This is a genomic window from Mycobacterium sp. OAE908 (assembly GCF_017872775.1).
In the GTDB taxonomy this organism is placed as follows: Bacteria; Actinomycetota; Actinomycetes; order Mycobacteriales; family Mycobacteriaceae; genus Mycobacterium.
Window position 1 is genome coordinate 1 of the sequence record NZ_JAGGJL010000001.1, and the last position, 22,811, is coordinate 22,811.

Below are 22,811 nucleotides of genomic sequence, written 5' to 3' on the forward strand. Positions count from 1 at the left end.
AAAACCACCCCCCAAACGGGAAAAGAAGGGCGGCAAAAACAACAACAAACAAAAACCACCAAACACACTATTGAGTTCTCAAACAACACACCCGCGCTGCAGGCAACCCTGCCACTGTACTCCACGTGGACAGAGACGTCAAACCCCGTCCTCCAGTCCTAATGCCCTGGGGCCGTTGGCTTCTCGATAAACAATACGCCTTTGTCCCACCAACCCCAAAACGGGCCTACCGGCCGTCTCAGGGAGCGAGATTCAGACCACTCGGTCGATTTCCGCGCCGAGACTCACCAGTTGCTCGACGAACAGCGGGTAGCCGCGATCGATGTGGAAGACGTCGTGGACCTCGGTGTCACCATCGGCGACCAGCCCCGCGAGCACCAGGCCGGCACCGGCCCGAATATCGGACGACCAGACCGGTGCGCTGGACAACTGCGGGATGCCCCGGACCACCGCGTGGTGGCCATCGGTCCGGGCATCGGCGCCCAACCGGATCATCTCCTCGACGAAACGGAACCGCGCCTCGAACACGTTCTCGGTGATCATCGACGTGCCATCGGCGATCGAGGCCAGGCCGATCGCCATCGGCTGCAGATCCGTCGGGAAACCAGGGAACGGCAGCGTTGCGACGTTGACCGCCTTCGGCCGCTCGTACTGCACCACGCGAAACCCGTCGTCGGTCTGCGTCACGGTGGCGCCGGCGTCGTGCAACTTGTGCAGCACCAATTGAAGGTGCTGCGGGTCGACGCCCGTCACCGAGATGTCCCCACGAGTCATCGCGGCGGCGATACCCCACGTGGCGGCCACGATGCGGTCGCCGATGACCCGGTGCTCGGTGGGATACAGCCGCTCGACTCCGGTGATGGTCATCGTCGGCGTTCCCGCACCCGAGATCTGGGCGCCCATCTGGTTGAGCATCGTGCACAGGTCGACGACGTCTGGCTCGCGCGCGGCGTTGTGGATCGTCGTGACGCCCTCGGCGACGACCGCCGCCATCAGAATGTTCTCCGTCGCACCCACCGAGGGGAACTCCAGCTGAATCTCCGCGCCTCGCAGGTGCTCCGCCTCGGCCACGACACAGCCGTGCTCGATATTGCACCGCGCACCCAGCTGCCGCAGACCGGCCTGGTGCATATCCAACGGCCGCGACCCGATGGCGTCGCCGCCCGGCAGCGCGACTTTGGCCCGCTTGCACCGTCCGACCAAGGGGCCGAGAACACAGACCGACGCGCGGAACTGCCGGACCGCCGCGAAGTCCGCGTCATATTTGGGTTCGTCGGGCGAGGTGATCCGAACGGTGTCACCGTCAAGCTCGACTGTCGCACCCAGACCGCGCAGCACCTCCGCCATCAGCGGCACGTCCAAGATGTCCGGGCAATTGGTGATGGTGCTTGTTCCCTCGGCAAGCAGCGTTGCGGCCATCAGTTTCAGGACACTGTTCTTGGCGCCCCCGACAGCAACTTCGCCCGATAACCGGTTTCCACCGGTCACCACGAATCGCTCGCTCACGCGGCTTAGTGTAAACAGCGGCACCCGACGGTGTCAGATTCCCGACCATTGTGCGAGCCACCGTGCCCGGTACGGTTTGACCATGGCAGTTCACCTGACCCGCATATATACCCGGACCGGCGATGACGGCACCACCGGCCTGAGTGACTTCAGCAGGGTCTCAAAGAATGACGCGCGACTGGCCGCGTACGCAGATTGCGACGAGACCAATGCCGCGATCGGCGTGGCGGTTGCGTTGGGTAACCCCAGTGAGCAAATTCGCAAGGTGCTGCGGCAGATTCAGAACGACCTCTTCGATGCGGGCGCTGACCTATCGACTCCGGTGGTGGAGAACCCCGAACACCCGCCGCTGCGAATCTCGCAGAGCTACATCGACCGACTGGAATCGTGGTGCGACGAGTTCAACGAACCGCTGCCGGCGTTGAATTCGTTTGTGCTGCCGGGCGGTACACCGCTTTCGGCGTTGCTGCATGTGGCACGCACGGTGGCCCGCCGCGCCGAGCGGTCGGCCTGGCAGGCGGTCGACACGCATACAGACTCGATCAGTGTGCTGCCCGCCAAGTACCTCAACCGGCTGTCGGATCTGCTGTTCATTCTGTCGCGGGTCGCCAATCCGGACGGTGACGTGCTTTGGCAACCGGGCGGTCCCGCAACAGATTAGAACGTACGGCGCCGTGCCCGTGGTGACGGACGCGACTCCAGCCACGACAGGAACGCGGTCAGCGCACCGCGATCCAGCGCCACTTCGTAGCCGCGGCGACGTTCGGGATCCGTGTCGCGCAGTTCCAGTACGACGATCTCTTCGGTCATGATGTCGAATTCGTCGCCGCGAGGCGATCGGCGCGACACGATCTCCAGCCCGCGACGACTGAGTGTTCGATCGGGCCACCACCGCAGGCTGGACAGCCGATAGAAGCCGGCTTCCCCACCCCGGTAACGCATTACACCGTGCCGCCAGCCATGACCGCCGACGGCCGGAACGTCACGCAGGATCGCGGCCGTCCCGCCCACCTGGCGCAGCTTCCACAACCGGTAACTGAGTGCGATCGAGACGCAGAGCAGTACACCGATCAGCGCGACCATCAACAGCATGGACGCGCTCATCGGCGGGACCTCTAGTCGATCTGGCCCAGGGCGCGAAGTCTCGCGCGGCCCTTGGCAGCAGTTGCGGGATCGTCGGATTCGGCATCACGCTGCGCGGCGGCTTCGTCGATCTCCGAATCGAATTCAGCGCTCTCGGCGAGAACGGTCACGGCCTGCTCGGTGACAGACAGGAAGCCCCCGTCGACAGCGATGCGCAAGTCGTCTTCGCCTTCACGCTCGACCCGCACCATCGCGTCGTCGACCAACTGCGCGACCAACGGGATGTGGTTGGGCAGAATGCCGATCTCTCCCGAGGTGGTGCGAGTGAACAGGAAGGTGCCCTGGCCCGACCAGATCTTGCGATCGACCGCGACGATGTCGATGTTCAGTTCGGCCATCTCACATCACCTTTCGGTGTGGGCAGGAGCTAGGCATCCTTCTTCTCGTCCTCGTCCGACTTCGAGGAGCCGTTGCCGCCACCCTCGAGCTCCACACCAAAGCCCTTGGCCTTCTTCGCCAAGTCGTCCAGACCACCGATCAGGAAGAACGCCTGCTCGGGGACGTGGTCGAATTCACCCTTGGTGAGTCGGTCGAACGCCTCGATGGTCTCCTTGACCGGAACCGTCGAGCCGGGCTGGCCGGTGAACTGCTCGGCCGCCATCATGTTCTGGCTCAGGAAGCGCTCGATGCGACGGGCGCGCTGCACCAGCTGCTTGTCCTCTTCGGACAGCTCGTCGATACCGAGGATCGCGATGATGTCCTGGAGGTCCTTGTAGCGCTGCAGGATTCGGATGACTTCCTGCGCCACGCGGTAGTGCTCGTCGCCGACGACCGAGGGGTCGAGGATCGTCGAGCTGGACGCCAGCGGGTCCACCGCCGGGAAGATGCCCTTCGAGAACACCGCGCGGGACAACTCCGTCGTGGCATCCAGGTGCGCGAACGTGGTCGCCGGCGCCGGGTCGGTGTAGTCGTCGGCGGGCACGTACACGGCCTGCATCGAGGTGATGGAGCGACCACGCGTCGAGGTGATGCGCTCCTGCAGCTCGCCCATCTCGTCGGCCAGCGTCGGCTGGTAACCCACGGCGGACGGCATACGGCCGAGCAGCGTGGACACCTCCGAACCGGCCTGGGTGAACCGGAAGATGTTGTCGATGAACAGCAGCACGTCCTGTTGCTGTTCATCACGGAAGAACTCCGCCATGGTCAGCGCGGACAGCGCGACGCGCATACGCGTGCCGGGCGGCTCGTCCATCTGACCGAACACCAGCGCGGTGTCCTTAAGCACGTCGGCGTCAGCGAGCTCGACCCACAGGTCGTTGCCCTCACGGGTGCGCTCACCCACACCGGCGAAAACCGAAGTGCCGCCGAAGTTGCGGGCAATACGGTTGATCATCTCCTGGATCAACACGGTCTTACCCACGCCGGCGCCGCCGAACAGGGCGATCTTGCCGCCACGCACATACGGCGTCAGCAGGTCGACGACCTTGAGGCCGGTCTCCAACATCTCGGTGCGGGGCTCGAGCTCACTGAAGGCCGGAGGCTTGCGGTGAATCTCCCAGCGATCGAAGTCTTTTCCGTACTCCGTGTCGTCAAGGCAGGCGCCAAGCGCGTTCCACACGTGGCCCTTCACGCCGTCACCGACGGGCACCGAGATAGAAGCGCCGGTGTCGACGACGTCGACACCGCGGACCAGGCCGTCGGTCGGCTGCAGCGAAATGCAACGCACCAGGTTGTCACCGAGGTGCTGTGCCACCTCGAGGGTCAACGTCTTGGCGAGCTCCTCGAAGGTGACCTCGGCGTGCAGCGCGTTGAACAGTTCAGGCACCGAGCCGCGCGGGAACTCGACGTCCACCACGGGGCCGGTCACCCGCACCACGCGTCCGTTGCTGTCCTTTTTCTTTGCCTTGGCTGGCTTTTCGGCGGTAGCAGTCATCTCTTCTTCTCTCTAATGGGCTAACGTCCGGCGGCGTCGGCCAGCGCGTTAGCACCACCGACGATCTCGCTGATTTCTTGGGTGATGTTGGCTTGGCGCTCCCGGTTGGCCATCAAGGTCAACTCTTTGATGAGGTCGTCGGCGTTGTCCGTCGCCGACTTCATCGCCCGCTGACGCGACGCCAGCTCCGACGCCGCCGACTCGAGCAGCGCGGCGTACACGCGCGTGGCCAGGTACCGCGGCAGCAACGCGTCGAAAAGCGTTGTCGCGTCCGGCTCGAACGAGTACAGCGTGCGAGGGCCCGAGTCCTCTTCGACGTACTCCACCACCATCGGCGCGATGCGATGCGCGACCGCGTTCTGCGACATCATCGACTTGAACTCGGTGGAGACGATGTGCAGCTCGTCGAGTCCCAGGATGCCGTCGGGCCCCGGGTCGTCGCCGTGGTCGTCGGCGCCCGCCATGAACGCGTCGACCAACGTCGAAGCGATCTCCTGAGCGTTCTCATACGTGGGCTGCTCGGAGAACCCGTTCCACGAGTCGGTGATCTTCCAGTTGCGGAACGTGTAGTAGTTCAACGCCTTTCGCCCGACGGTGTAGACGATCGGCGTCTTGCCCTCCTGCCGGATCAGCGAGAACAGCTCCTCGGCGCGCCGGAACACGTTCGAGTTGTACCCGCCACAGAGCCCGCGGTCCGACGAAACCACCAGCACGCCTGCCCGTTTCGGATCTTCCCGCTCGACCAGCAACGGATGATCGAGCGCCGCCTCATTGCCAAGGTTGGTCAGCATCGCGGTGATCTCGAAAGCGTACGGCCGCGCCGCCTGAAGGCGGTTCTGCGCCCTACCGATACGCGAGGTAGCAATCAGCTCCTGAGCCTTGGTGATCTTCTTGATCGACCCGGCCGAGCGGATGCGCCCGCGCAATTCGCGAAGTGTGGCTGCCATGGTTGCTTACTTCTTCTTCGGCGCCGGCTTGCGGACCTTCACCGATTCCTTTTCGAGGTCGGCTTCGTCCAGTGCCTCGACGTGCTCATCGGGAACGACCGAGCTGCCGTCGGAGGCGGCGAAGCCCTTCTTGAACTGGTTGATGACCTCGACGAGCTTCTCGCTGAGTTCATCACCGAGCTTGCCCGATTCCCGAATCTGCGTGAGGATCTCGCCCTCCGAGGCCCGCACGTGGTCGAGGAGCTCGGCCTCGAACCGGCCGACGTCTTCGACCGGGACCGAGTCGAGATGGCCCTCGGTACCGAGGAAGATCGACACGACCTGCTCCTCGACGGCCAGCGGTTGGTACTGCGGCTGCTTGAGCAGCTCCACCAGCCGGGCGCCTCGCTCCAGCTGAGCCTTCGACGTGGCGTCGAGGTCCGAGGCGAACGCGGCGAACGATTCCAGTTCGCGGTACTGCGACAGGTCGAGGCGGAGACTTCCCGCTACCTCTTTCATCGCCTTGATCTGTGCGGCGCCACCGACGCGGGACACCGAGACGCCGACGTTGATGGCCGGCCGCACACCCTGGTTGAACAGGTCGGACTCCAGGAAGCACTGGCCGTCGGTGATCGAGATGACGTTCGTCGGGATGTAGGCCGAGATGTCGTTGGCCTTGGTCTCGATGATCGGCAGTCCGGTCAGCGAGCCGCCGCCCAGCTCATCGGAGAGCTTCGCGCAACGCTCGAGCAGCCGCGAGTGCAGGTAGAACACGTCACCCGGGTAGGCCTCGCGGCCCGGCGGGCGGCGCAGCAGCAGCGAGATCGCGCGGTACGCCTCGGCCTGCTTGGACAGGTCGTCGAACACGATCAGCACGTGCTTGCCGTTGTACATCCAGTGCTGGGCGATGGCCGAACCGGTATACGGCGCAAGCCATTTGAAGCCGGCGGAGTCCGATGCGGGCGCCGCGACGATGGTGGTGTACTCCATCGCGCCGCCCTCTTCCAGGGCGCGGGCGACCGAGGCGATCGTGGTGCCCTTCTGGCCGATCGCGACGTAGACGCAGCGCACCTGCTTCTTCTCGTCGCCCGACTCCCAGTTCTGCCGCTGGTTGAGGATGGTGTCCACGCAGACCGCGGTCTTACCGGTCTTGCGGTCACCGATGATCAGCTGGCGCTGGCCGCGACCGATCGGGGTCATCGCGTCGATGGCCTTGATACCGGTCTGCAGCGGCTCGCTCACGCCCTGGCGCTGCACCACCGACGGTGCCTGAATCTCAAGCGCGCGACGGGTTTCGGGCTCGATGTCTCCCTTACCGTCGATCGGCTGGCCGAGCGGGTTGACCACGCGACCGAGGAACTCGTCACCCACGGGCACCGAGAGCACCTCGCCGGTGCGCTTGACCTGCTGGCCCTCTTCGATCTTCTCGAAGTCGCCGAGGATAACGGCGCCGACGCTGTGCTCGTCGAGGTTGAGCGCCACGCCAAGCACGCCGCCGGGGAACTCCAGCAGCTCCTGCGTCATCACGGAGGGCAGACCCTCGACGTGGGCAATACCGTCGCCCGCATCGATGACCGTACCGATCTCCTCGCGCGCGGTGTCGGCGGTGAAACTCGAGACGTAGTCCTCGATCGCACCCTGAATGTCGTCAGCGGAGATGGTCAACTCTGCCATGGGTTTTCGTCTTCCTGCTCTTACGGTGTGGGGTCTTGTCGGTCGTTGTCTGTCAGTCGGGCAGCTTGGTCTGGGCGGCCGCCAGTTTCGATGAGAGCGTGCCGTCGATCACCTCGTCGCCGACGGTGATGTTCAGCCCGCCCAACAGGTCGGGGTTGATGTGCAGCTGCACCGAAACCGGATGCCCGTAGATGCGGGTCAGTACCTCTGTCAGGCGCGTGCGCTGGTCGTCGCTGAGGCTCGCCGCGGCGCTGACGTGAGCCACCACCTCGCCTCGACGGGCCACCGCAAGCTCGGCGAGATCGAGGACCGCCTCGTCGGCGCGTTCGCCACGGAGCAACTCGATGGTCTGCGAAAGCAGTTGAGCAGTCGTCTTGTTCACGCTGGAGCCGCGGGGCAGCACGTCTTTCAGCAGCTTGATACGACCCTCGGCAGGCGCGCTGTAGTCGCTGAGCAGCGTGCTCAGCTGTGGCTGCCCGTCGAGAATCCGGTTGAACCGGAAGAGTTGCTCTTCGACGTCGCCGGCAACGTCTTCACGCTCGGCACGCACCAGCAGTGCCAACCGCGCGACGTGCTCGACAGCGTCGACCAGGTTCGCGTCCGACGACCAGCGTCCGGACACCGCGGCCTTGAAGATCTCCAGCGCCGTGTCGCCGATCTTGCCGTCGAGCAACGTGTCGACGAGGCCGAGCTTGGCCGACGGGTTGTCGGCCGGGTCCGCGAGATGACGAGTCAGGATCGGCTCGCTCGCCAGCAGCTTGGCGACGGACGCCAAATCGTCGGCCACCGAGGACAATTGATCGGCGCCAAGGTCGGCCGTCAACTCGTCGAACTTGTTGACCAGTGCCGCCAGCGACTCCCTGCTCGCCGAGCGCAGCCGTGCCGTCGCGCGGTCTTCGATCACCGTGTCGGACGGCGCCATCGCATCGAGTTCGTCGATGAATCGGTCGACGGTGGCCGACTGGGCATCGGCATCCGAGACGTGGTCCTTGACCAACTCGGTTGCGCGACGAACCGCCTCGGCTCCGAGGTCACCACGAAGCTGACGAACCAGCTGGGCACGCAACAGCTGAACCTGCTGCGCGCCTTGCACTTTGATCCGCTCAACCTCGGCGTCGGCCTGGGCGTGCAGCTGCTCGACGATGCGTTCGGCGTCGACCCGCGCCTCCTCGGTCACCTGCTTGGCCTCTGCCTTGGCCCGTTCGAGCGCCTTCTCGTGCGCCTTCTCGGCCTCGCCCAACCGCTTCTTGGCCTCAGCGCTGTCCTCGAGCTGCTTGCGCACGGTCTCCTGCTGGTTGGTCATCATTCGACGCACCGGCGGGACGACGTAGCGCACCACCAGGAACACGATGACCGCGAACCCGACGAGCTGACCGATGAATGTCGACATTTGCCTTACCGTCCCGAGGCCGTTGTGGCCGCGTTGATTTCGACGCCGAGCACCCGGCTGGCCAAGGTCGTGGACAACGTGTCGACCGACGACCGGAGGTCCGCCTGGATCGCGAGGGCTTGATCCTTCAGCTCCGAGTCAGCCTCCTGCAGCGTCGACGACACCTCATCCGAGGCCCGGCTCCGCATGTCCTCCAAGACCTTTCGACCTTCGGCGCGCGCCCCGTCACGAAGTTTCGAGGCCTCGCCGCGCGCCTTGCCCATCTCGGACCGATAGTCGTCGTCGGCCGCGGTGAACTGGTCTGCTGCCTTGCGGCTGTCCTCAACGGTCTTCTTCACCATCGCGTCGCGTTCGTTCAGCACCTTGGAGACAGGCGGGACTACCCACTTGCCGATCACGCCGAGCACGATCAAGAAGATGAACAGCACGACGAAGAAAGTGCCGTTGGGGATGAGGAAGTTGCTGGTACCTCCCCCGCCTTCCTCAGCCGCCAAAAGGACGACGTTCGGGTCAGCCATGCCGCAGAACTACTTGACCGGCGTGGCGAACACGAACAGGGCCATGAACGCCAAGTTGATGAAGTAGGCCGCCTCGACCAGACCAACCGTGATGAAGAACGGCGTGAACAGTCGGCCTTGGGCCTCCGGCTGACGGGCGATACCGGCGATCAGCGCGTTACCCGCAATACCGTCACCGATACCGGCGCCGATTGCGCCGCCCGCCATGATCAGTCCACCGCCGATAAGCGCGCCGGCAGCGATTGTGGGATCCATTCCTTATCCTCCTTGATAACTGGCAGTGGTCCTACCAGGTTGTGGGTCCTGCATATTCGGGTCGGCTAGTGATGGTCCTCTTCGAGTTCCATCGATTGGCTGAAGTACAAGATGGTCAGCAGCGCGAAGATGAACGCCTGGATCGCACCGACGAACAGGTCGAAGCTCTTCCAGATCGCGTTCGGCAGCCACAGGATGTACGGCGGGAACAGCGCGATCAGCGCGACCAGGATGCCGCCCGCGAAGATGTTGCCAAACAGTCGCAGCGACAACGAGATCGGCTTGGCCAGCTCCTCGACGAGGTTGATCGGCGCCAGCAGCGTGACGTGTCCCTTGAGCAGCTTGACCGGGTGGCCGATGATGCCGCGGCGCCAGATGCCCGCCGCGTGGTAGCAGATGAAGACGAACAGCGCGAGCGCCAGCACGAAGTTGATGTCCGATGCCGGCGGCTTCAGTAGCTCGTGAATGGCGCCATGCTCGTCGGTGTACTGCACCGGGATCACCGAGAGCCAGTTGGCGATCAGGATGAACACGAACAGCGTCACCGCGAGCGGTAGCACGAACGGCGCGATCTTCATGCCGATCGCACCCTCGATCTGGTCGCGCACCTGAACCGTGATGGCTTCCCAGAACAGCTGCACGCCACCAGGAACGCCGGTCGATGTGACCTTGGCCTTCAAGAAAAATGCCAGCGCGAGCACGATCACCGCGGCGATGGCCGTCGCCAGCACGGTGTCCGTGTTGACCGTCAGCCCGAACCAGTTGGCCTCCGTGTGGTGGCCGACCTCGATCGCGCCCTCGGCTTGGTACGTCTGGGTCATTGCTGCGTGGCCTCCCCTTCGAGTCCTTCATCAGCGGCACCGGCCTTGATCTTCTTCATCACGGGCAGCGCGGTCGCGAGGACCAGCACCACCTGGAAGAGGGCCATTCCGAATACGACGCCAAGCCCCTGCGGCCGGAAGAGGAAGGCGATCGTCAGGCCGATCACCGTCATCACCAACAGCCGGGTGGCGGAGTTCAACGCCATCTTGCGTTTGAGCGGGTGCGCCTCGGCGGTGATCGATTCCACCGACCGCTGCACGAGCACCGCATTGAGCAAACCCAGTCCGAGGCCGATGCCGAAGAAGACACCGACCATGACGTGGCCGAGAAGTCCGGCGGCGAGCATCACCAGACCGGTCAGCGCGACACACACTGCAAACAGGCGCAGCGGCCTGAAAGCAACGGACGGAAACACCAACGGCGCGTCTTGCGCTGGCGTCGTCACTGCTTCACCTCAATCCCGCGGTCACGAGTTGCTGTCCCGATGATCCTGTGATTCGCGCCACGAGCGTATCGGAGGGCGACGGGCTCGCTGGAATCACCCACGGGGCAGCTCCCTTTGTCGGTCGTTGTTCCGTTCCAATCGGCGGCAAACCGTTGGTCTGGAGGCCGGCAACCCGCGAGGTTTTTTCGGGTTCTAATCGAACCCTAACACATGGTTAAGGGCAGATAAGAGGGCCTACTACTTTTCGTCGTACATTTCCCCGACGGGGTCTTCGCGACGCCGCAGAAGCGGAATCAGGGTCACCACGATCGCGACCAGAATCGCTGCCAGCATGACGGCTCCGGTGTAGCGGGGATCGAAGAAGATCGTGCTCGCCGCGCCCAGCGCGATGATGCCGACCCACAGATAGACGAGCAGCACCACTCGCCGGTGCGAGTGACCGATCTGCAGCAACCTGTGGTGCAGATGCATCTTGTCCGGCGTCGAGAAGTGCACACCGGCGCGCGTCCGGCGGATGACGGCCAGCAGCATGTCGAGCGCGGGCACGAACATCACCGCAACCACCAACAGGAACGGCGACAGCAGAGCGAACACGTCGCGGGCGCCGTATGCGGTCTGCGAGATCGGCCCCGCCGCGGTCGTGGAGGCCGCGGCAAGCATCAGCCCGATCAGCATCGAGCCGGAGTCGCCCATGAAGATCTTTGCCGGGTGAAAGTTGTGCGGCAGGAAGCCGAGGCACGCGCCGGCCAGCACGACCGAGATGACCGCAGGCGGGTAGAACAGGACGTCGCCGCCGTGATCACGCAGCAGGCCCACCGAGAAGATGCAGATCGCCGACGCGGTGATCAGCCCGAGACCCGCGGCCAACCCGTCGAGGCCGTCGACGAAGTTCATCGCGTTGACGATCGCGACGGTCAGGGCCAGCGTCAGCAGGATCGACGACACCTGGTCCAACACGATGGTGCCGACGCCGCCGATCGGGATGTACAGCACGCTCCACGCGACGCCCATCGTGACGAGCACGCTGGCCGCGGTTATCTGGCCGGCGAACTTGGTCAACGCGTCCAGACCCCAGCGGTCGTCGATCAGCCCGATGAACATGATCAGTCCCCCGGCCACCACGACCGCGGGCATGCCGGACGAGTAGACGAAACCGCGAGTGAGCGCCGGAAGTTGCGAGGCCAACAACACCGCTGCGACCACGCCGATGTACATCGCCAGCCCGCCCATCCGCGGGATCGGTTGCAGATGCACGTCGCGTTCGCGTGGATAGGCGACTGCGCCCAGCCGACGTGCCAACACCCGCACCCACCCCGTCGCGAAGTAGGTGATGATCGCGGCAGTCAGCCCGACGAGGGCGAGCTCACGCAGCGGCACACCGGCGCCGCGATCGTTGAGCGCGAGCAAGCTTTCCGCGGCATAGACCACCGTCGCACCGTACTGCTGCACGCTGAGATCAATCCGTGAGCGACTCGGGTTCCACGCCGAGCACCTTCGCGATGGCCTCGAGCGTGACGGGGCCTTGTCTCAGCACGCGTGGATGCGCGCCGGTGAGGTCGACGATCGTCGACGCTGCCTGCTCTTCGGCGACTCCACCGTCGAGATACACCTCGACGAGTTCGCCGAGTTGATCGCGCGCCTGCTTGGCGGTGACCGCCGCGGGGCGCCCGGAGATGTTCGCACTCGACACGGCCATCGGCCCGACCTCACGCAGCAGTTCGATCGCGATGGGATGGTTCGGCATGCGCAGCATCACCGTGCCGTGCGCATCGCCGAGATCCCACTGCAGCGACGGGGCCTGGCGCACCACCAGACTCAGCGCGCCCGGCCAGAACGCCTGAATGAGTTCGCGCGCACTGTTGGGCACCGAGTAGACCAAGCCGTCGATTGTGTGCCACGAACCGACCAGCACCGGGACCGGCATATCGCGGCCGCGTCCCTTCGCCGAGAGCAAGGCGGCGACGGCGTCGTTGTCGAAGGCGTCCGCACCGATGCCGTAGACGGTGTCGGTGGGCATGACGACGAGTCGACCGCCCTTGAGCGCGCTGATCGCCGAGGCGATGCCGGTCGCACGCTGGGCGGGGTCGCTGCAGTCGAACAGTTCGGTCATGCTCGACTCCCCGCTCGCTCCGGTCCTCGCTCGTACCTCGCTGCGATCCTCACTCGCGGTCGCCTTCGGTCGGTCACGTTGTCAGCCTCTCACGCGTCTAGCGGTGACGAACCGCGGCCGGCCGGTCAAGTCGTGTCGCGCGGTGACATCGGCGAATTGGCCTGTCCGGGTGAACGCTTCGACGGTGCGGACCGAGGTGGTGTCGTCGTGTTCGACCGCGCAGACCCCGCCGTCGCGCAACAGGCGCGCGGCGTGGTCGACGATGCTGTTGATGACAGCCATGCCGTCGGGACCGCCGAACAGTGCGTGCGCCGGATCGTGTTCGGCCACTTCGGGTTCCAGGTCCGCATGGTCGGGAATGTAGGGCGGATTGGCAACGATCAGGTCCGCTTGGCCGTCGAGGTCTGCGAGCAGGCCCGGCGCGGTGACGTCGGCGAGGATCAGTTCAACCGCCGTCCCGGTGGTGTTGCGTCGCGCATACGCGAGCGCGTCGTCGGAGTCGTCGACGGCGATGACGCGGGCGTCGGGCCATGCCCTTGACAGTGCCAGCGCCAGCGCACCCGAGCCGGTGCAGAGGTCGACGACCATCGGTGAAGCCGAAAGCTGTTGCCCGGCAGCCCATTCCAGCAGTGATTCCGTCTCGGGCCGCGGGATGAACACCCCGGGGCCGACATGCACCGTGACCGGTCCGAACGCCGCGGTGCCGATGAGGTGTTGCAGCGGAATTCGCTTGGCACGCTGGGCGACCAGCCCGTCGTAGCGCTCTTGAAAGTCAGGTCCGGCGTCGGTGAATGCCAGCCGGCCTCGGTCGATGCCTGCCACGTATGCAGCCAGCAGTTCGGCATCGGTGCGGGGTGAGCCGACGCCCGCCTCGGTCAGCGCCGCTTCGGCGGCGTCGATCACCTGGCGCAGGGTCATGCCTGTTGCAGCCTGGCTTGCTTGTCGGCGGCGGCCAGCGCGTCGAACAACGGGTCGAGGTCACCGTCGAGAACCTGATCGAGGTTGTGCGCCTTGAAATTGATGCGGTGATCGGCGATCCGGTTCTCCGGGAAGTTGTACGTGCGGATGCGCTCGCTGCGGTCGACGGTGCGGATCTGGCTGGCGCGGTCGGCGGACGCGTCGGCCTGCGCCTGCTCCTCGGCCAGCGCCTGCAGCCGCGCGGCGAGCACCTGCATGGCGCGGGCCTTGTTCTGCAGCTGGCTGCGTTCGTTCTGGCAGGTGACGACGATGCCGGTGGGTAGGTGCGTGATGCGAACCGCAGAGTCTGTGGTATTGACGCCCTGACCACCCTTGCCCGAGGACCGGTAGACGTCGATGCGCAGATCGGACTCGTCGATCTGAACTTCCTCGACCTCTTCGGGTTCGGGGTAGACCAGCACGCCCGCGGCAGACGTGTGCACACGGCCTTGCGACTCGGTGACCGGTACCCGCTGCACGCGGTGCACACCGCCTTCGAACTTCAGCCGCGACCAGACACCGTCGGCGGAATCGCCCTTGCTTCGGATCGACAGCGTCGCGTCCTTGTAGCCGCCGAGGTCCGAGGTGGTCTCGTCGAGCACGGTGACGGTCCAGTTGTGCCGCTCGGCATAACGGATGTACATACGGGCGAGGTCGGCGGCGAACAACGCGGACTCCTCGCCGCCCTCCCCCGACTTCACCTCGAGCACGATGTCATCGGAGTCGTGCGGATCGCGGGGGGCCAGCAGGTCGGTCAGGTGTCGGTCCAGCTCTTCGACGGTCGACTCGAGGCCGGGAATCTCGGCGGCGAACGATTCGTCGTCGGCGCCGAGTTCTTTGGCAGCTTCGAGGTCGCCGCGGGCGGTTTCCAGCTTGCGATAGGTCGAAACGATCGGCGAGAGCTGCGCGAAGCGCCTGCCCACCTTGCGGGCGGCCGCGGGGTCGGCGTGCAGGTTCGGATCGGAGAGCTGCTTCTCCAGGTCGGCATGCTCGGTCAGCAACGCCTCAATTGCCGGCGCAGTGTCCGTCATGTCGCCCTCCTTCGGAGAATCCTTTCGCCAAACGCAAACCGACGCCCGGCCTGCGCATGCGCGTCAGATCGGGCGTCGGAAAGGTAGCTATTTGTCGTCGGCCTTATCGGCAGCAGCCTTGCGCTTGCCGTAGCGCTTCTCGAAGCGGGCCACGCGGCCGCCGCTGTCGAGGATCTTCTGCTTGCCGGTGTAGAAGGGATGGCACTGCGAGCAGACCTCGACGTGGATCTGTCCGCTCTTCTTGGTGCTGCGCGTGGTGAACGTCGCGCCGCAGCCACAGTGCACCGTCGTCTCGACGTAGTCAGGGTGAATACCCGTCTTCATGGTTTTCCTCTGCAATCGTGGCCCGGGTCGCCCCTCCCCGATTGGGAGGTTTTGGCGTGAACCGGAACCGAGGGGTCGGCGGTCCATTATGCCAGTTCAACCACCAGCAGCCTAAACGCCTGCCGAGCCCCTGGTATTCCGCGCGAACGTGGGTTACCCGCACGCTTTCGCGCCCTGAAGCGTGACGGTAACCCACGTTCGCGCCGCAGGGGGTATTGCGCGGTGAACACATCCCGAAAAGTGTCTACGGTGGCACAATGCTGAGGTGACGACCGCTACCGCAGCCCGCAACGTCCGCGATCGGCTGATCGACGCCGCGGAAGTCTGTCTTCGCGCGAAGGGTATCCGGGCGACGACGGTGTCCGAGGTGGCCGAGGTCGCCGGGGTTTCCCGCGGCTGGCTGTACCGGCATTTTCCCGACAAGGTGACGCTGCTCGGCGCTGCGATCGTGCGCCTCAACGACGCCTATTGGTCCGAGGCGCATGCGGTGCTGGAGCAGATCGAGGGCCTCGATCGCCAGATGGGCTTGGGCATTGCTCGCGCCCGCGGCGCCTACGACGATCCCGGCACGCTGCTGATGAAGCTGCGGATGGAAGAGCCCGAGGAGTTCGCGGCGTGTGCAGGCGCAGGCGTGCAGGGGTTGGTGCCCGACCTGGCCGACTTCTGGTCGCGCTATCTGATCGCCGCTCGCGACCGCGGTGAGATCCACGAGCGCACCGACATCGCCGAAGCATCGGAATGGATTGCGCGCGTTGTGCTTTCGCTCGCGACGGTGCCCGGCGACAAACTCGACCCCAGCGACGCCGACGCGGTGGCGGCACATATGCGCCGCTACGTCATGCCGGGCTTGCAGGCCGAGCCGGCGGTGTGACTTCGAGTTAGTCGGCGTCCATCGAGCCCGGCGCGGTCTTGGAGACCTGCACCAGGAACTCGTAGTTGTTCTTGGTCTTGCGCAGCTGGCTCATCAGCAGGTCGATGGCCTGATGCGGATCGAGACCTGAGAGCACGCGACGCAGCTTGTGCACGATCGCGAACTCATCCGGCGACAGCAGCAGCTCGTCCTTACGGGTGCCGGACGGGTTGACGTCGACGGCCGGGAAGACCCGGCGCTCGGAGATCTTGCGGTCGAGCTTGAGCTCGGCGTTACCCGTGCCCTTGAACTCCTCGAAGATCACCGTGTCACCGGTCGAACCGGTTTCCACCATCGCGGTGGCGATGATCGTCAGCGAGCCGCCCTCTTCGATGTTGCGGGCCGCGCCGAGGAAACGCTTCGGCGGGTACAGCGCCGTCGAGTCGACACCACCGGACAGGATCCGGCCGGACGCAGGCGACGCGTTGTTGTACGCGCGGCCGAGGCGGGTGATCGAGTCGAGCAGCACGACGACGTCCTTGCCCTGCTCCACGAGCCGCTTGGCGCGCTCGATTGCGAGCTCGGCGGCCTGGGTGTGGTCTGACGGCGGCCGGTCGAAGGTCGAGGCGATGACCTCACCCTTGACCGAGCGCTGCATGTCGGTGACCTCTTCCGGACGCTCGTCGACGAGCACCACCATCAGGTGGCATTCCGGGTTGTTCTTCGTGATCGCGTTCGCGATGTCCTGAAGGATGGTGGTCTTACCGGCCTTGGGCGGCGACACGATCAACGCACGCTGCCCCTTGCCGACCGGCATGATCAGGTCGATCACGCGGGTGGTCAGCTTCTCGGTGGTGGTCTCCAGGCGCAGCCGCTCGTTGGGATACAACGGCGTGAGCTTGGTGAAGTCGGGCCGCTTCTTGGCCTCTTCGATGGGCTTGCCGTTGATGGTGTCGAGCCGAACCAGCGGGTTGAACTTCTGGCGCTGGTTGGGCTGCTCGCCGTCCTTCGGCACGCGCACGGCACCGGTCACCGCGTCGCCGCGGCGCAGGCCGTTCTTGCGCACCATGTTCATCGACACGTAGACGTCGTTCGGCCCTGCCAGGTAGCCGGACGTGCGAACGAAGGCGTAGTTGTCGAGGACGTCGAGGATGCCGGCGACGGGCTGAACGACGTCGTCCTCACGCAGTTCGGTGTCGCGGTCGCCACCGCCGCCGCCCTCACCGCCGCGCTCGCGGCGCCTGCGGTCGCGGAACCGACGGCCACGACGGCCGCCACGGCCCTCGCCGTCGTCATCGGCGTTGCCGCCGCGGTTCTGGCCGCCCTGATCGCCTTGCTGATCCCCGTCGGCCTTATCTGACTTGTCGGACTTGTCGGGCTTGGAATCCTGCTTCGGGGCCCTCTCACCCTCGGTGGCGGGCTTGTCCTGCTGCGCGGACTCCTGCTTGTTGTCGTCTTTCTTGTCGTCTTTGTCGTCGGCGCCGCCGGGTGAACCCGGGCCACGCGAGGCGCCACGACGCTCGCGCCGCGGCGGGGCCTGCTGCTCGGCGGGCTGCTCAGGTGCTGCGCTCTCGGTAGCGGTGTCGGCTGCCGCAGTGCCATTGGCCTCGCTGGCAGCTTCGGCCTTCGGGCGACCGTTGGAATCGCCGCGACGCTCCTTGATGGCGGCGACGAGCTCGCTCTTGCGCATGCCGGACGCGCCCTCGACGCCGATCTCCTTGGCGAGCGCACGCAGTTCGGGCAGCACCATGGTCGACAGCGCCGCACGGCGGTCGCCCGACGCGACGTCGGCGGTCGGCGCGGTTTCCGCGGTGCCGTTCGTCGCGTCCGCACCGGAGGTGTCCGGGGCGGTTGAAATGTCTGAAGTCACGGATTGGTTTTGCGGCAGCTCAGTGCTTTCGCTGCTGCCACCAGCCGTGAAGAGGTCCGTTTCTGTCACGGATTTCCTTTCTGATCCCCCGCTGGTCAAGCCGACGCGAGGGTCCGGGGCATTCAGCTGATGCGCTGAATGCGGAGGTCCCACCATTGCCTCTGCAACGGTGATCGCCGGGATTCGCCGGTATGCGGCGAACCGTCAGTCCACAAGATTGAACACCTAAAAGGGAAGTGGTCGTCCTAGTGTCGGCGCAGGCAGAGACGCTGCGATTGCTGGACAGCTGCGAGAATAACCCGCATTGGAGCCGGAAGCAAGAAACACGCTGATTCGCATGTGACTCGTGTGATCCGCAAAGTCAGCTCCTGGCGGCCACGCCGGACGTCCACCGGACGCCCTCGCCCACTGCCATCTTGTTGACGGTGAACCCGTTCGCGGCGCCATACTCCAGGGCCTCTGCAGGCAATTCTGGCTGGGAACTCAGCGCTAATACCGCAGGACCGGCCCCGGATAGCACCGCTGCAATCCCACAACGCCGGAGGATCCGCAAGTATTCCGCAGAGGCAGGCATGGCTGCTGCTCGCTGCGGCTGGTGCAGCACGTCCTCAGTCGCTTCCATCAGCAGATCCGGACGCTCGGTCAGCGCCAGGACGAGCAGCGCCGCACGGCTGAGGTTGAACCTGGCGTCGGTGTGGCTGACGTGGTCGGGAAGCAGCACACGGGTCTCCGCCGTCGACGAGCGCACCTCGGGGATCGCTGGAAACAGGTGGATGTCGGGGTGCAGCCGCAGCGAGGCGGCCGCATATCGCGGCAACACACCCTCGTGCTCGGTCCACGACACCACCGCGCCGCCGAGGACTGCCGCCGACGCGTTGTCCGGATGCCCCTCGAACTCCGACGACAGCTGGATCAACTCGGACTCGCTCAGTGGAGTCGAATCCGCTTGCGCAACAAGCCCATTGACCACAGCGAGGCCGCCGACCACGGCCGCGGCCGATGAGCCCAACCCGCGCGAGTGCGGAATCTCGTTGCGGCAGAGGACCTTGAGGCCCTTGGCGGTGACGCCGGCTGCCTGCAGGCCGTGTTCGATGGCGCGCACCACCAAGTGCGTGGCATCGAGTGGAACCTGGCCGGCGCCCTCGCCTTCGACCTCGATCGCGAGGCCGGATTCGGTTGTCTCAACGACGATTTCGTCGTAAAGGCTCAGCGCAAGACCCAGGCTGTCGAAACCGGGTCCGAGGTTGGCGCTCGAGGCCGCCACGACGGAGCTGGCCGTCAGCCCGGCCGGCAGGGTCCTTGGCACGTTCAGACCAAACCCAGTTTCTCGACGACGACCGAGGGATCGACGGGCACGGGCGTGACGGACGGCATGCCCTTGAGCGCGGTGTCGGGATCCTTCAGCCCGTTTCCGGTCACTGTGCACACCACCGTCGAGCCCTTCGCGACCCAGCCATCCTCGATCGACTTGAGCAGGCCGGCGATGCTGGCCGCCGACGCCGGCTCGACGAACACGCCTTCAGTGCGCGCCACCAGGTGGTACGCGGCGAGGATCTCCTCGTCGGTGGCGGCAAGGAAGCGGCCGTTGGACTGCTGCTGCGCCTCGACGGCGGTGGCCCACGATGCGGGCGAGCCGATGCGGATCGCGGTGGCGATGGTCTCGGGGTGGCTGACAGGCTCCCCCAGCACCAGCGGGGCGGCGCCTGCGGCCTGGGTGCCGAGCATGCGCGGCAGCCGGTCCGATACCCCGTCGCGGTGGTACTCGGTGTAGCCCTTCCAATACGCAGTGATGTTGCCTGCGTTGCCGACAGGCAGGGAGTGCACGTCGGGTGCGGTGCCGAGCGCGTCGACGATCTCGAACGCGGCGGTCTTCTGGCCCTCGATGCGATACGGGTTGACGGAGTTGACCAGCGAGACGGTGGGATAGTCGGCGGTGAGCTTGCGGGCAAGCTCGAGGCAGTCGTCGAAGTTGCCGTCGACCTGAATGATCTTCGCGCCGTGCATGACTGCCTGCGCGAGCTTGCCCATCGCGATCTTGCCCTGCGGAATCAGCACTGCACACGTGATGCCGGCCCGCGCGGCGTAGGCCGCCGCGGACGCCGACGTGTTGCCCGTCGACGCGCACAGCACGGCCTTCTGACCGCGGGCCACCGCCTCGGTGACGGCCATGGTCATGCCGCGGTCCTTGAACGAGCCTGTCGGGTTGAGGCCTTCGACCTTGAGATGCACTGTGCAGCCGGTGTATTCGGATAGCCGCGGCGCGGACACCAACGGGGTGCCGCCCTCGAGAAGAGTGATCGCGGTCCAGCTGTCCTCAACGGGCAGGCGGTCGCGGTAGGCGGCGATCAGGCCCGGCCAGGGCTGGTGCACCGCGGTCCTGGGTGCGCTCATTCCGTCGTTCCTTCCATGCGCAGCACGCTGTTGACGCTCTGCACAACATCGAGATCGGCCAGCGCTGCAACGGTTTCCGACTGTGCTGCATCCGTGGCCCGGTGCGTGACGACCACGATGCGCGCCCCGCACCGCTGACCGCCTTCGTCGACCATGCCTTCCTGCCGCACTTCGGCGATGCTGACTTCACGCTTGCTGAATTCAGCTGCCACAGCGGACAACACGCCGGGCCGGTCGGCCACGTTCATGCTGACGTAGTAACGGGTCGGGATGAAGCCGATCGGCGAGATCGGCAGCTTGGCGTATTTCGACTCGCGCGGTCCGCGGCCGCCCTGTACGCGGTTGCGGGCCGCCATCACAACATCGCCCATCACTGCCGACGCCGTGGGCGCACCACCTGCGCCCTGGCCGTAGAACATCAGTCGACCCGCGGCCTCGGCCTCCACGACGACCGCGTTGAACGCACCGTTGACGGTGGCCAACGGGTGCTCGAGTGGCACCAGCGCCGGGTAGACGCGGGCCGAAACCCGTTCCTGCCCTTCGTCGGTGGTGAGCCGCTCGCAAATCGCCAACAACTTGATGGTGCAGCCGAGTGCGCGCGCCGACTCGAAGTCGGCGGCCGTCACGTTGGTGATGCCCTCGCGGTAGACGTCGTCGGCGGTCACCCGGGTGTGGAACGCGATCGAGGCGAGGATCGCGGCCTTGGCGGCAGCGTCGTAGCCCTCGACATCGGCCGTCGGGTCGGCTTCCGCGTAGCCGAGCGCGCTGGCGTCGGCGAGCGCGCTCGCGTAGTCGGCTCCGGTGCTGTCCATCTCCGAAAGGATGTAGTTGGTGGTGCCGTTGACGATTCCGGCAACGCGCAGCACCCGATCGCCTGCCAGCGACTGGGTCAGCGGGCGGATGACGGGGATGGCACCGGCGACGGCGGCCTCGAAGTAGAGGTCGACGTGAGCGTGCTCGGCGGCCTGGGCGAGTTCGCCGGTGGAGATTGACATCAGCGCCTTGTTCGCTGTCACAACCGACTTGCCCTGTTCCAGCGCACTGAGAATGGCCTTGCGGGCGGGCTCGACGGGCCCCATCAGTTCGACGACGATGTCGACGTCGTCGCGCGAGACCAACTCTTCGATGTTGTCGGTGAGCAGGTCGACGGGCACCCCGCGATCGTCGGCAACCCTGCGCACCCCGATACCGCGCAACTCGAGCGGCGCACCGATGCGGGCAGCCAGATCTTTCGCATCCTCCTTGATGATGCGGACCACTTCACTGCCGACGTTGCCGAGGCCCAATACGGCTACGCCGATGGGCTTTTCGTGGTTGGTCATTTCGTTACCTCCAGACTCAGCAGATCGTCGACCGTCTCCCGGCGCAGAATCAGGCGGGCCTGCCCATTGCGCACAGCCACCACAGCGGGGCGGCCGATCAGGTTGTAACGGCTCGACATGGAATAGCAGTAGGCGCCCGTTGCCGCGACACCGAGCAGGTCACCGGGCGCGACGTCATCGGACAGCCAGGCGTCTTTGACGACGATATCGCCGGTTTCGCAATGCTTTCCGACGACGCGGGACAGGGTGGCGGGCATTTCGCTCACGCGCGAAACCAGGCGCACGTCGTATTCGGCGCCGTACAGCGACGTGCGGATATTGTCGCTCATGCCACCGTCGACGCTGATGTAGCGGCGGTGCTTGTCAGATGCGATATCGACGTCTTTGACCGTGCCGACCTGGTACAGGGTGATGGTGCCGGGACCGGCGATGGCGCGGCCGGGTTCGACCACGAGTCGCGGCGAAGGCAGGCCGACCGCGGCGGATTCGTTGCGCACGATGGCACCGAGTTTGGCGGCGAGATCAGTGATCGGCGGCGGATCGTCCTGTGGCAGATACGAAATGCCGAGACCACCGCCGAGGTCGACGGTCTCCAGTTGACTCGTCTTGTCGACGCCGAACTCGGCCACGACATCGCGCAGCAGGCCGATCACCCGATGGGCGGCCAGTTCGAAGCCGTCGACGTCGAAGATCTGTGAGCCGATGTGGCTGTGCAGGCCGACCAGGCGCAGGTTGTCGGTGGCGAACACGCGGCGAACGGCGTCCATCGCGGCGCCGCTGGCCAGCGACAGACCGAACTTCTGGTCCTCGTGGGCAGTCGAGATGAACTCGTGGGTATGCGCCTCGACACCGACGGTGACACGCACCAGGACGTCCTGAACCACACCGGCCGCGCCGGCGATCTCGTCGAGACGCTCGATCTCGATCATCGAATCGAGCACGACGTGACCGATCCCGGCCTTCACGGCGGTCGTCAGCTCATCAACAGATTTGTTGTTGCCGTGCAACGTGATTCGCTCAGGAGGGAAGTCGGCGTGCAATGCGACTGCGAGCTCACCGCCGGTCGCTACGTCGAGGGAAAGCCCCTCCTCGGCCACCCAGCCCGCCACCTCGCTGCACAGGAACGCCTTGGCGGCGTAGTGCACGTTGTCGCCGCCGCCGAACGCCGCCGCGATTTCGCGGCAGCGGGCGCGGAAGTCGTCCTCGTCGATCACGAAGACGGGAGTGCCGAATTCGGCGGCGATGTCGGTGAGGGGAACGCCTGCGATCGTCACGACACCGTCGTCACCGCGAACGGTGCTGCGCGGCCAGACGTTCGGGGCGAGCATCAGCACATCCGCTGAGGACTGCGGCCGGGGTGGGGCACCGCCGTGGTGTATCTCCTCAGCGTGCCGGGGCCCGGCG

At 65.7% G+C, this 22,811-nt stretch carries 23 protein-coding genes; 2 read left to right on the plus strand and 21 right to left on the minus strand.

The window, feature by feature from the left end; genetic code table 11:
* Positions 1–252: 252 nt before the first annotated feature.
* The gene (gene murA / locus J3E61_RS00005) at positions 253–1,506 is read right to left on the minus strand and encodes a UDP-N-acetylglucosamine 1-carboxyvinyltransferase (protein WP_210082158.1); all 1,254 of its coding nucleotides are present in this window, start codon (positions 1,504–1,506) and stop codon (positions 253–255) included.
* Between the two features lie 82 nt (positions 1,507–1,588).
* Here murA and J3E61_RS00010 point away from each other — a divergent pair, with 82 nt between their 5' ends.
* Complete coding sequence (locus tag J3E61_RS00010) at positions 1,589–2,167, plus strand: cob(I)yrinic acid a,c-diamide adenosyltransferase (RefSeq protein ID WP_192726509.1); 579 nt, start codon at positions 1,589–1,591, stop codon at positions 2,165–2,167.
* On the opposite strand, the gene J3E61_RS00015 is transcribed toward J3E61_RS00010, so the two are convergent.
* From J3E61_RS00015 to rpmE, 15 genes are all read right to left on the minus strand, one after another.
* Entirely contained in the window at positions 2,164–2,610 is a 447-nt protein-coding gene (locus J3E61_RS00015; RefSeq protein WP_192726510.1) for a DUF2550 family protein, read from the minus strand. The two genes, J3E61_RS00010 and J3E61_RS00015, sit on opposite strands and share 4 nt — an antisense overlap.
* A gap of 11 nt (positions 2,611–2,621) precedes the next feature.
* Entirely contained in the window at positions 2,622–2,987 is a 366-nt protein-coding gene (locus tag J3E61_RS00020) for a F0F1 ATP synthase subunit epsilon (RefSeq protein ID WP_192726511.1), read from the minus strand.
* A 29-nt stretch (positions 2,988–3,016) separates the two neighbouring features.
* Positions 3,017–4,522, minus strand: a complete 1,506-nt coding sequence (gene atpD / locus J3E61_RS00025) for a F0F1 ATP synthase subunit beta (protein ID WP_192726512.1) — start codon at positions 4,520–4,522, stop codon at positions 3,017–3,019.
* A gap of 20 nt (positions 4,523–4,542) precedes the next feature.
* The gene (locus tag J3E61_RS00030) at positions 4,543–5,469 is read right to left on the minus strand and encodes a F0F1 ATP synthase subunit gamma (protein WP_192726513.1); all 927 of its coding nucleotides are present in this window, start codon (positions 5,467–5,469) and stop codon (positions 4,543–4,545) included.
* A gap of 6 nt (positions 5,470–5,475) precedes the next feature.
* Entirely contained in the window at positions 5,476–7,122 is a 1,647-nt protein-coding gene (gene atpA, locus J3E61_RS00035; RefSeq protein ID WP_192726514.1) for a F0F1 ATP synthase subunit alpha, read from the minus strand.
* Positions 7,123–7,174: 52 nt separating this feature from the next.
* Positions 7,175–8,512 carry a F0F1 ATP synthase subunit B/delta gene (locus J3E61_RS00040; RefSeq protein ID WP_192726515.1) on the minus strand — a complete coding sequence of 446 codons (1,338 nt, stop codon included), beginning with the start codon at positions 8,510–8,512 and terminating at the stop codon, positions 7,175–7,177.
* A 5-nt stretch (positions 8,513–8,517) separates the two neighbouring features.
* The gene (locus J3E61_RS00045; protein ID WP_210082159.1) at positions 8,518–9,030 is read right to left on the minus strand and encodes a F0F1 ATP synthase subunit B; all 513 of its coding nucleotides are present in this window, start codon (positions 9,028–9,030) and stop codon (positions 8,518–8,520) included.
* A gap of 9 nt (positions 9,031–9,039) precedes the next feature.
* Positions 9,040–9,285 carry a F0F1 ATP synthase subunit C gene (locus tag J3E61_RS00050; protein WP_059158422.1) on the minus strand — a complete coding sequence of 82 codons (246 nt, stop codon included), beginning with the start codon at positions 9,283–9,285 and terminating at the stop codon, positions 9,040–9,042.
* Between the two features lie 65 nt (positions 9,286–9,350).
* Positions 9,351–10,106: a F0F1 ATP synthase subunit A gene (locus J3E61_RS00055; RefSeq protein WP_192726517.1), complete on the minus strand. Its 756-nt coding sequence runs from the start codon at positions 10,104–10,106 to the stop codon at positions 9,351–9,353.
* Entirely contained in the window at positions 10,103–10,552 is a 450-nt protein-coding gene (locus tag J3E61_RS00060; RefSeq protein WP_192726518.1) for an ATP synthase subunit I, read from the minus strand. The genes J3E61_RS00055 and J3E61_RS00060 overlap by 4 nt, the downstream gene beginning before the upstream one ends.
* A gap of 237 nt (positions 10,553–10,789) precedes the next feature.
* Positions 10,790–12,001 (minus strand): undecaprenyl/decaprenyl-phosphate alpha-N-acetylglucosaminyl 1-phosphate transferase, encoded by a 1,212-nt coding sequence (locus J3E61_RS00065; protein ID WP_192726519.1) that lies wholly within the window; start codon positions 11,999–12,001, stop codon positions 10,790–10,792.
* Between the two features lie 7 nt (positions 12,002–12,008).
* Complete coding sequence (locus tag J3E61_RS00070) at positions 12,009–12,662, minus strand: threonylcarbamoyl-AMP synthase (RefSeq protein ID WP_210082160.1); 654 nt, start codon at positions 12,660–12,662, stop codon at positions 12,009–12,011.
* An 81-nt stretch (positions 12,663–12,743) separates the two neighbouring features.
* The gene (prmC, locus tag J3E61_RS00075) at positions 12,744–13,580 is read right to left on the minus strand and encodes a peptide chain release factor N(5)-glutamine methyltransferase (protein WP_210082161.1); all 837 of its coding nucleotides are present in this window, start codon (positions 13,578–13,580) and stop codon (positions 12,744–12,746) included.
* A complete protein-coding gene (prfA, locus tag J3E61_RS00080; protein WP_210082162.1) occupies positions 13,577–14,650 on the minus strand; it encodes a peptide chain release factor 1 in 1,074 nt (357 codons plus the stop codon). The genes prmC and prfA overlap by 4 nt, the downstream gene beginning before the upstream one ends.
* Before the next feature lie 87 nt (positions 14,651–14,737).
* Complete coding sequence (gene rpmE, locus J3E61_RS00085; RefSeq protein ID WP_192726523.1) at positions 14,738–14,974, minus strand: 50S ribosomal protein L31; 237 nt, start codon at positions 14,972–14,974, stop codon at positions 14,738–14,740.
* A 265-nt stretch (positions 14,975–15,239) separates the two neighbouring features.
* Here rpmE and J3E61_RS00090 point away from each other — a divergent pair, with 265 nt between their 5' ends.
* Entirely contained in the window at positions 15,240–15,845 is a 606-nt protein-coding gene (locus J3E61_RS00090) for a TetR family transcriptional regulator (protein WP_192726524.1), read from the plus strand.
* A gap of 7 nt (positions 15,846–15,852) precedes the next feature.
* On the opposite strand, the gene rho is transcribed toward J3E61_RS00090, so the two are convergent.
* The 5 genes from rho to lysA all read right to left on the minus strand — a co-directional run bounded on the left by rho (position 15,853) and on the right by lysA (position 22,735).
* Positions 15,853–17,763, minus strand: a complete 1,911-nt coding sequence (rho, locus tag J3E61_RS00095) for a transcription termination factor Rho (RefSeq protein ID WP_210082163.1) — start codon at positions 17,761–17,763, stop codon at positions 15,853–15,855.
* 292 nt (positions 17,764–18,055) lie between these two features.
* Positions 18,056–19,000: a homoserine kinase gene (locus J3E61_RS00100; protein WP_210082164.1), complete on the minus strand. Its 945-nt coding sequence runs from the start codon at positions 18,998–19,000 to the stop codon at positions 18,056–18,058.
* Positions 19,001–19,002: 2 nt separating this feature from the next.
* Positions 19,003–20,085: a threonine synthase gene (locus tag J3E61_RS00105; RefSeq protein ID WP_210082165.1), complete on the minus strand. Its 1,083-nt coding sequence runs from the start codon at positions 20,083–20,085 to the stop codon at positions 19,003–19,005.
* A complete protein-coding gene (locus J3E61_RS00110) occupies positions 20,082–21,407 on the minus strand; it encodes a homoserine dehydrogenase (RefSeq protein ID WP_192726528.1) in 1,326 nt (441 codons plus the stop codon). The genes J3E61_RS00105 and J3E61_RS00110 overlap by 4 nt, the downstream gene beginning before the upstream one ends.
* Positions 21,404–22,735, minus strand: a complete 1,332-nt coding sequence (lysA, locus tag J3E61_RS00115; protein ID WP_210085368.1) for a diaminopimelate decarboxylase — start codon at positions 22,733–22,735, stop codon at positions 21,404–21,406. The genes J3E61_RS00110 and lysA overlap by 4 nt, the downstream gene beginning before the upstream one ends.
* Positions 22,736–22,811 lie beyond the last annotated feature (76 nt).

Excerpts from the sequence above, each read along its gene's own strand:
- J3E61_RS00015 (WP_192726510.1), bottom strand. The coding sequence starts at position 2,610 with ATGAGCGCGTCCATGCTGTTGATGGTCGCGCTGATCGGTGTACTGCTC.
- J3E61_RS00010 (WP_192726509.1), top strand. The coding sequence starts at position 1,589 with ATGGCAGTTCACCTGACCCGCATATATACCCGGACCGGCGATGACGGC.
- atpA (WP_192726514.1), bottom strand. The coding sequence starts at position 7,122 with ATGGCAGAGTTGACCATCTCCGCTGACGACATTCAGGGTGCGATCGAG.
- atpD (WP_192726512.1), bottom strand. The coding sequence starts at position 4,522 with ATGACTGCTACCGCCGAAAAGCCAGCCAAGGCAAAGAAAAAGGACAGC.
- J3E61_RS00105 (WP_210082165.1), bottom strand. The coding sequence starts at position 20,085 with ATGAGCGCACCCAGGACCGCGGTGCACCAGCCCTGGCCGGGCCTGATC.
- J3E61_RS00030 (WP_192726513.1), bottom strand. The coding sequence starts at position 5,469 with ATGGCAGCCACACTTCGCGAATTGCGCGGGCGCATCCGCTCGGCCGGG.
- rpmE (WP_192726523.1), bottom strand. The coding sequence starts at position 14,974 with ATGAAGACGGGTATTCACCCTGACTACGTCGAGACGACGGTGCACTGT.
- J3E61_RS00110 (WP_192726528.1), bottom strand. The coding sequence starts at position 21,407 with ATGACCAACCACGAAAAGCCCATCGGCGTAGCCGTATTGGGCCTCGGC.
- J3E61_RS00045 (WP_210082159.1), bottom strand. The coding sequence starts at position 9,030 with ATGGCTGACCCGAACGTCGTCCTTTTGGCGGCTGAGGAAGGCGGGGGA.
- J3E61_RS00050 (WP_059158422.1), bottom strand. The coding sequence starts at position 9,285 with ATGGATCCCACAATCGCTGCCGGCGCGCTTATCGGCGGTGGACTGATC.
- J3E61_RS00070 (WP_210082160.1), bottom strand. The coding sequence starts at position 12,662 with ATGACCGAACTGTTCGACTGCAGCGACCCCGCCCAGCGTGCGACCGGC.
- J3E61_RS00055 (WP_192726517.1), bottom strand. The coding sequence starts at position 10,106 with ATGACCCAGACGTACCAAGCCGAGGGCGCGATCGAGGTCGGCCACCAC.
- prfA (WP_210082162.1), bottom strand. The coding sequence starts at position 14,650 with ATGACGGACACTGCGCCGGCAATTGAGGCGTTGCTGACCGAGCATGCC.
- J3E61_RS00020 (WP_192726511.1), bottom strand. The coding sequence starts at position 2,987 with ATGGCCGAACTGAACATCGACATCGTCGCGGTCGATCGCAAGATCTGG.
- prmC (WP_210082161.1), bottom strand. The coding sequence starts at position 13,580 with ATGACCCTGCGCCAGGTGATCGACGCCGCCGAAGCGGCGCTGACCGAG.
- J3E61_RS00040 (WP_192726515.1), bottom strand. The coding sequence starts at position 8,512 with ATGTCGACATTCATCGGTCAGCTCGTCGGGTTCGCGGTCATCGTGTTC.
- lysA (WP_210085368.1), bottom strand. The coding sequence starts at position 22,735 with ATGCTCGCCCCGAACGTCTGGCCGCGCAGCACCGTTCGCGGTGACGAC.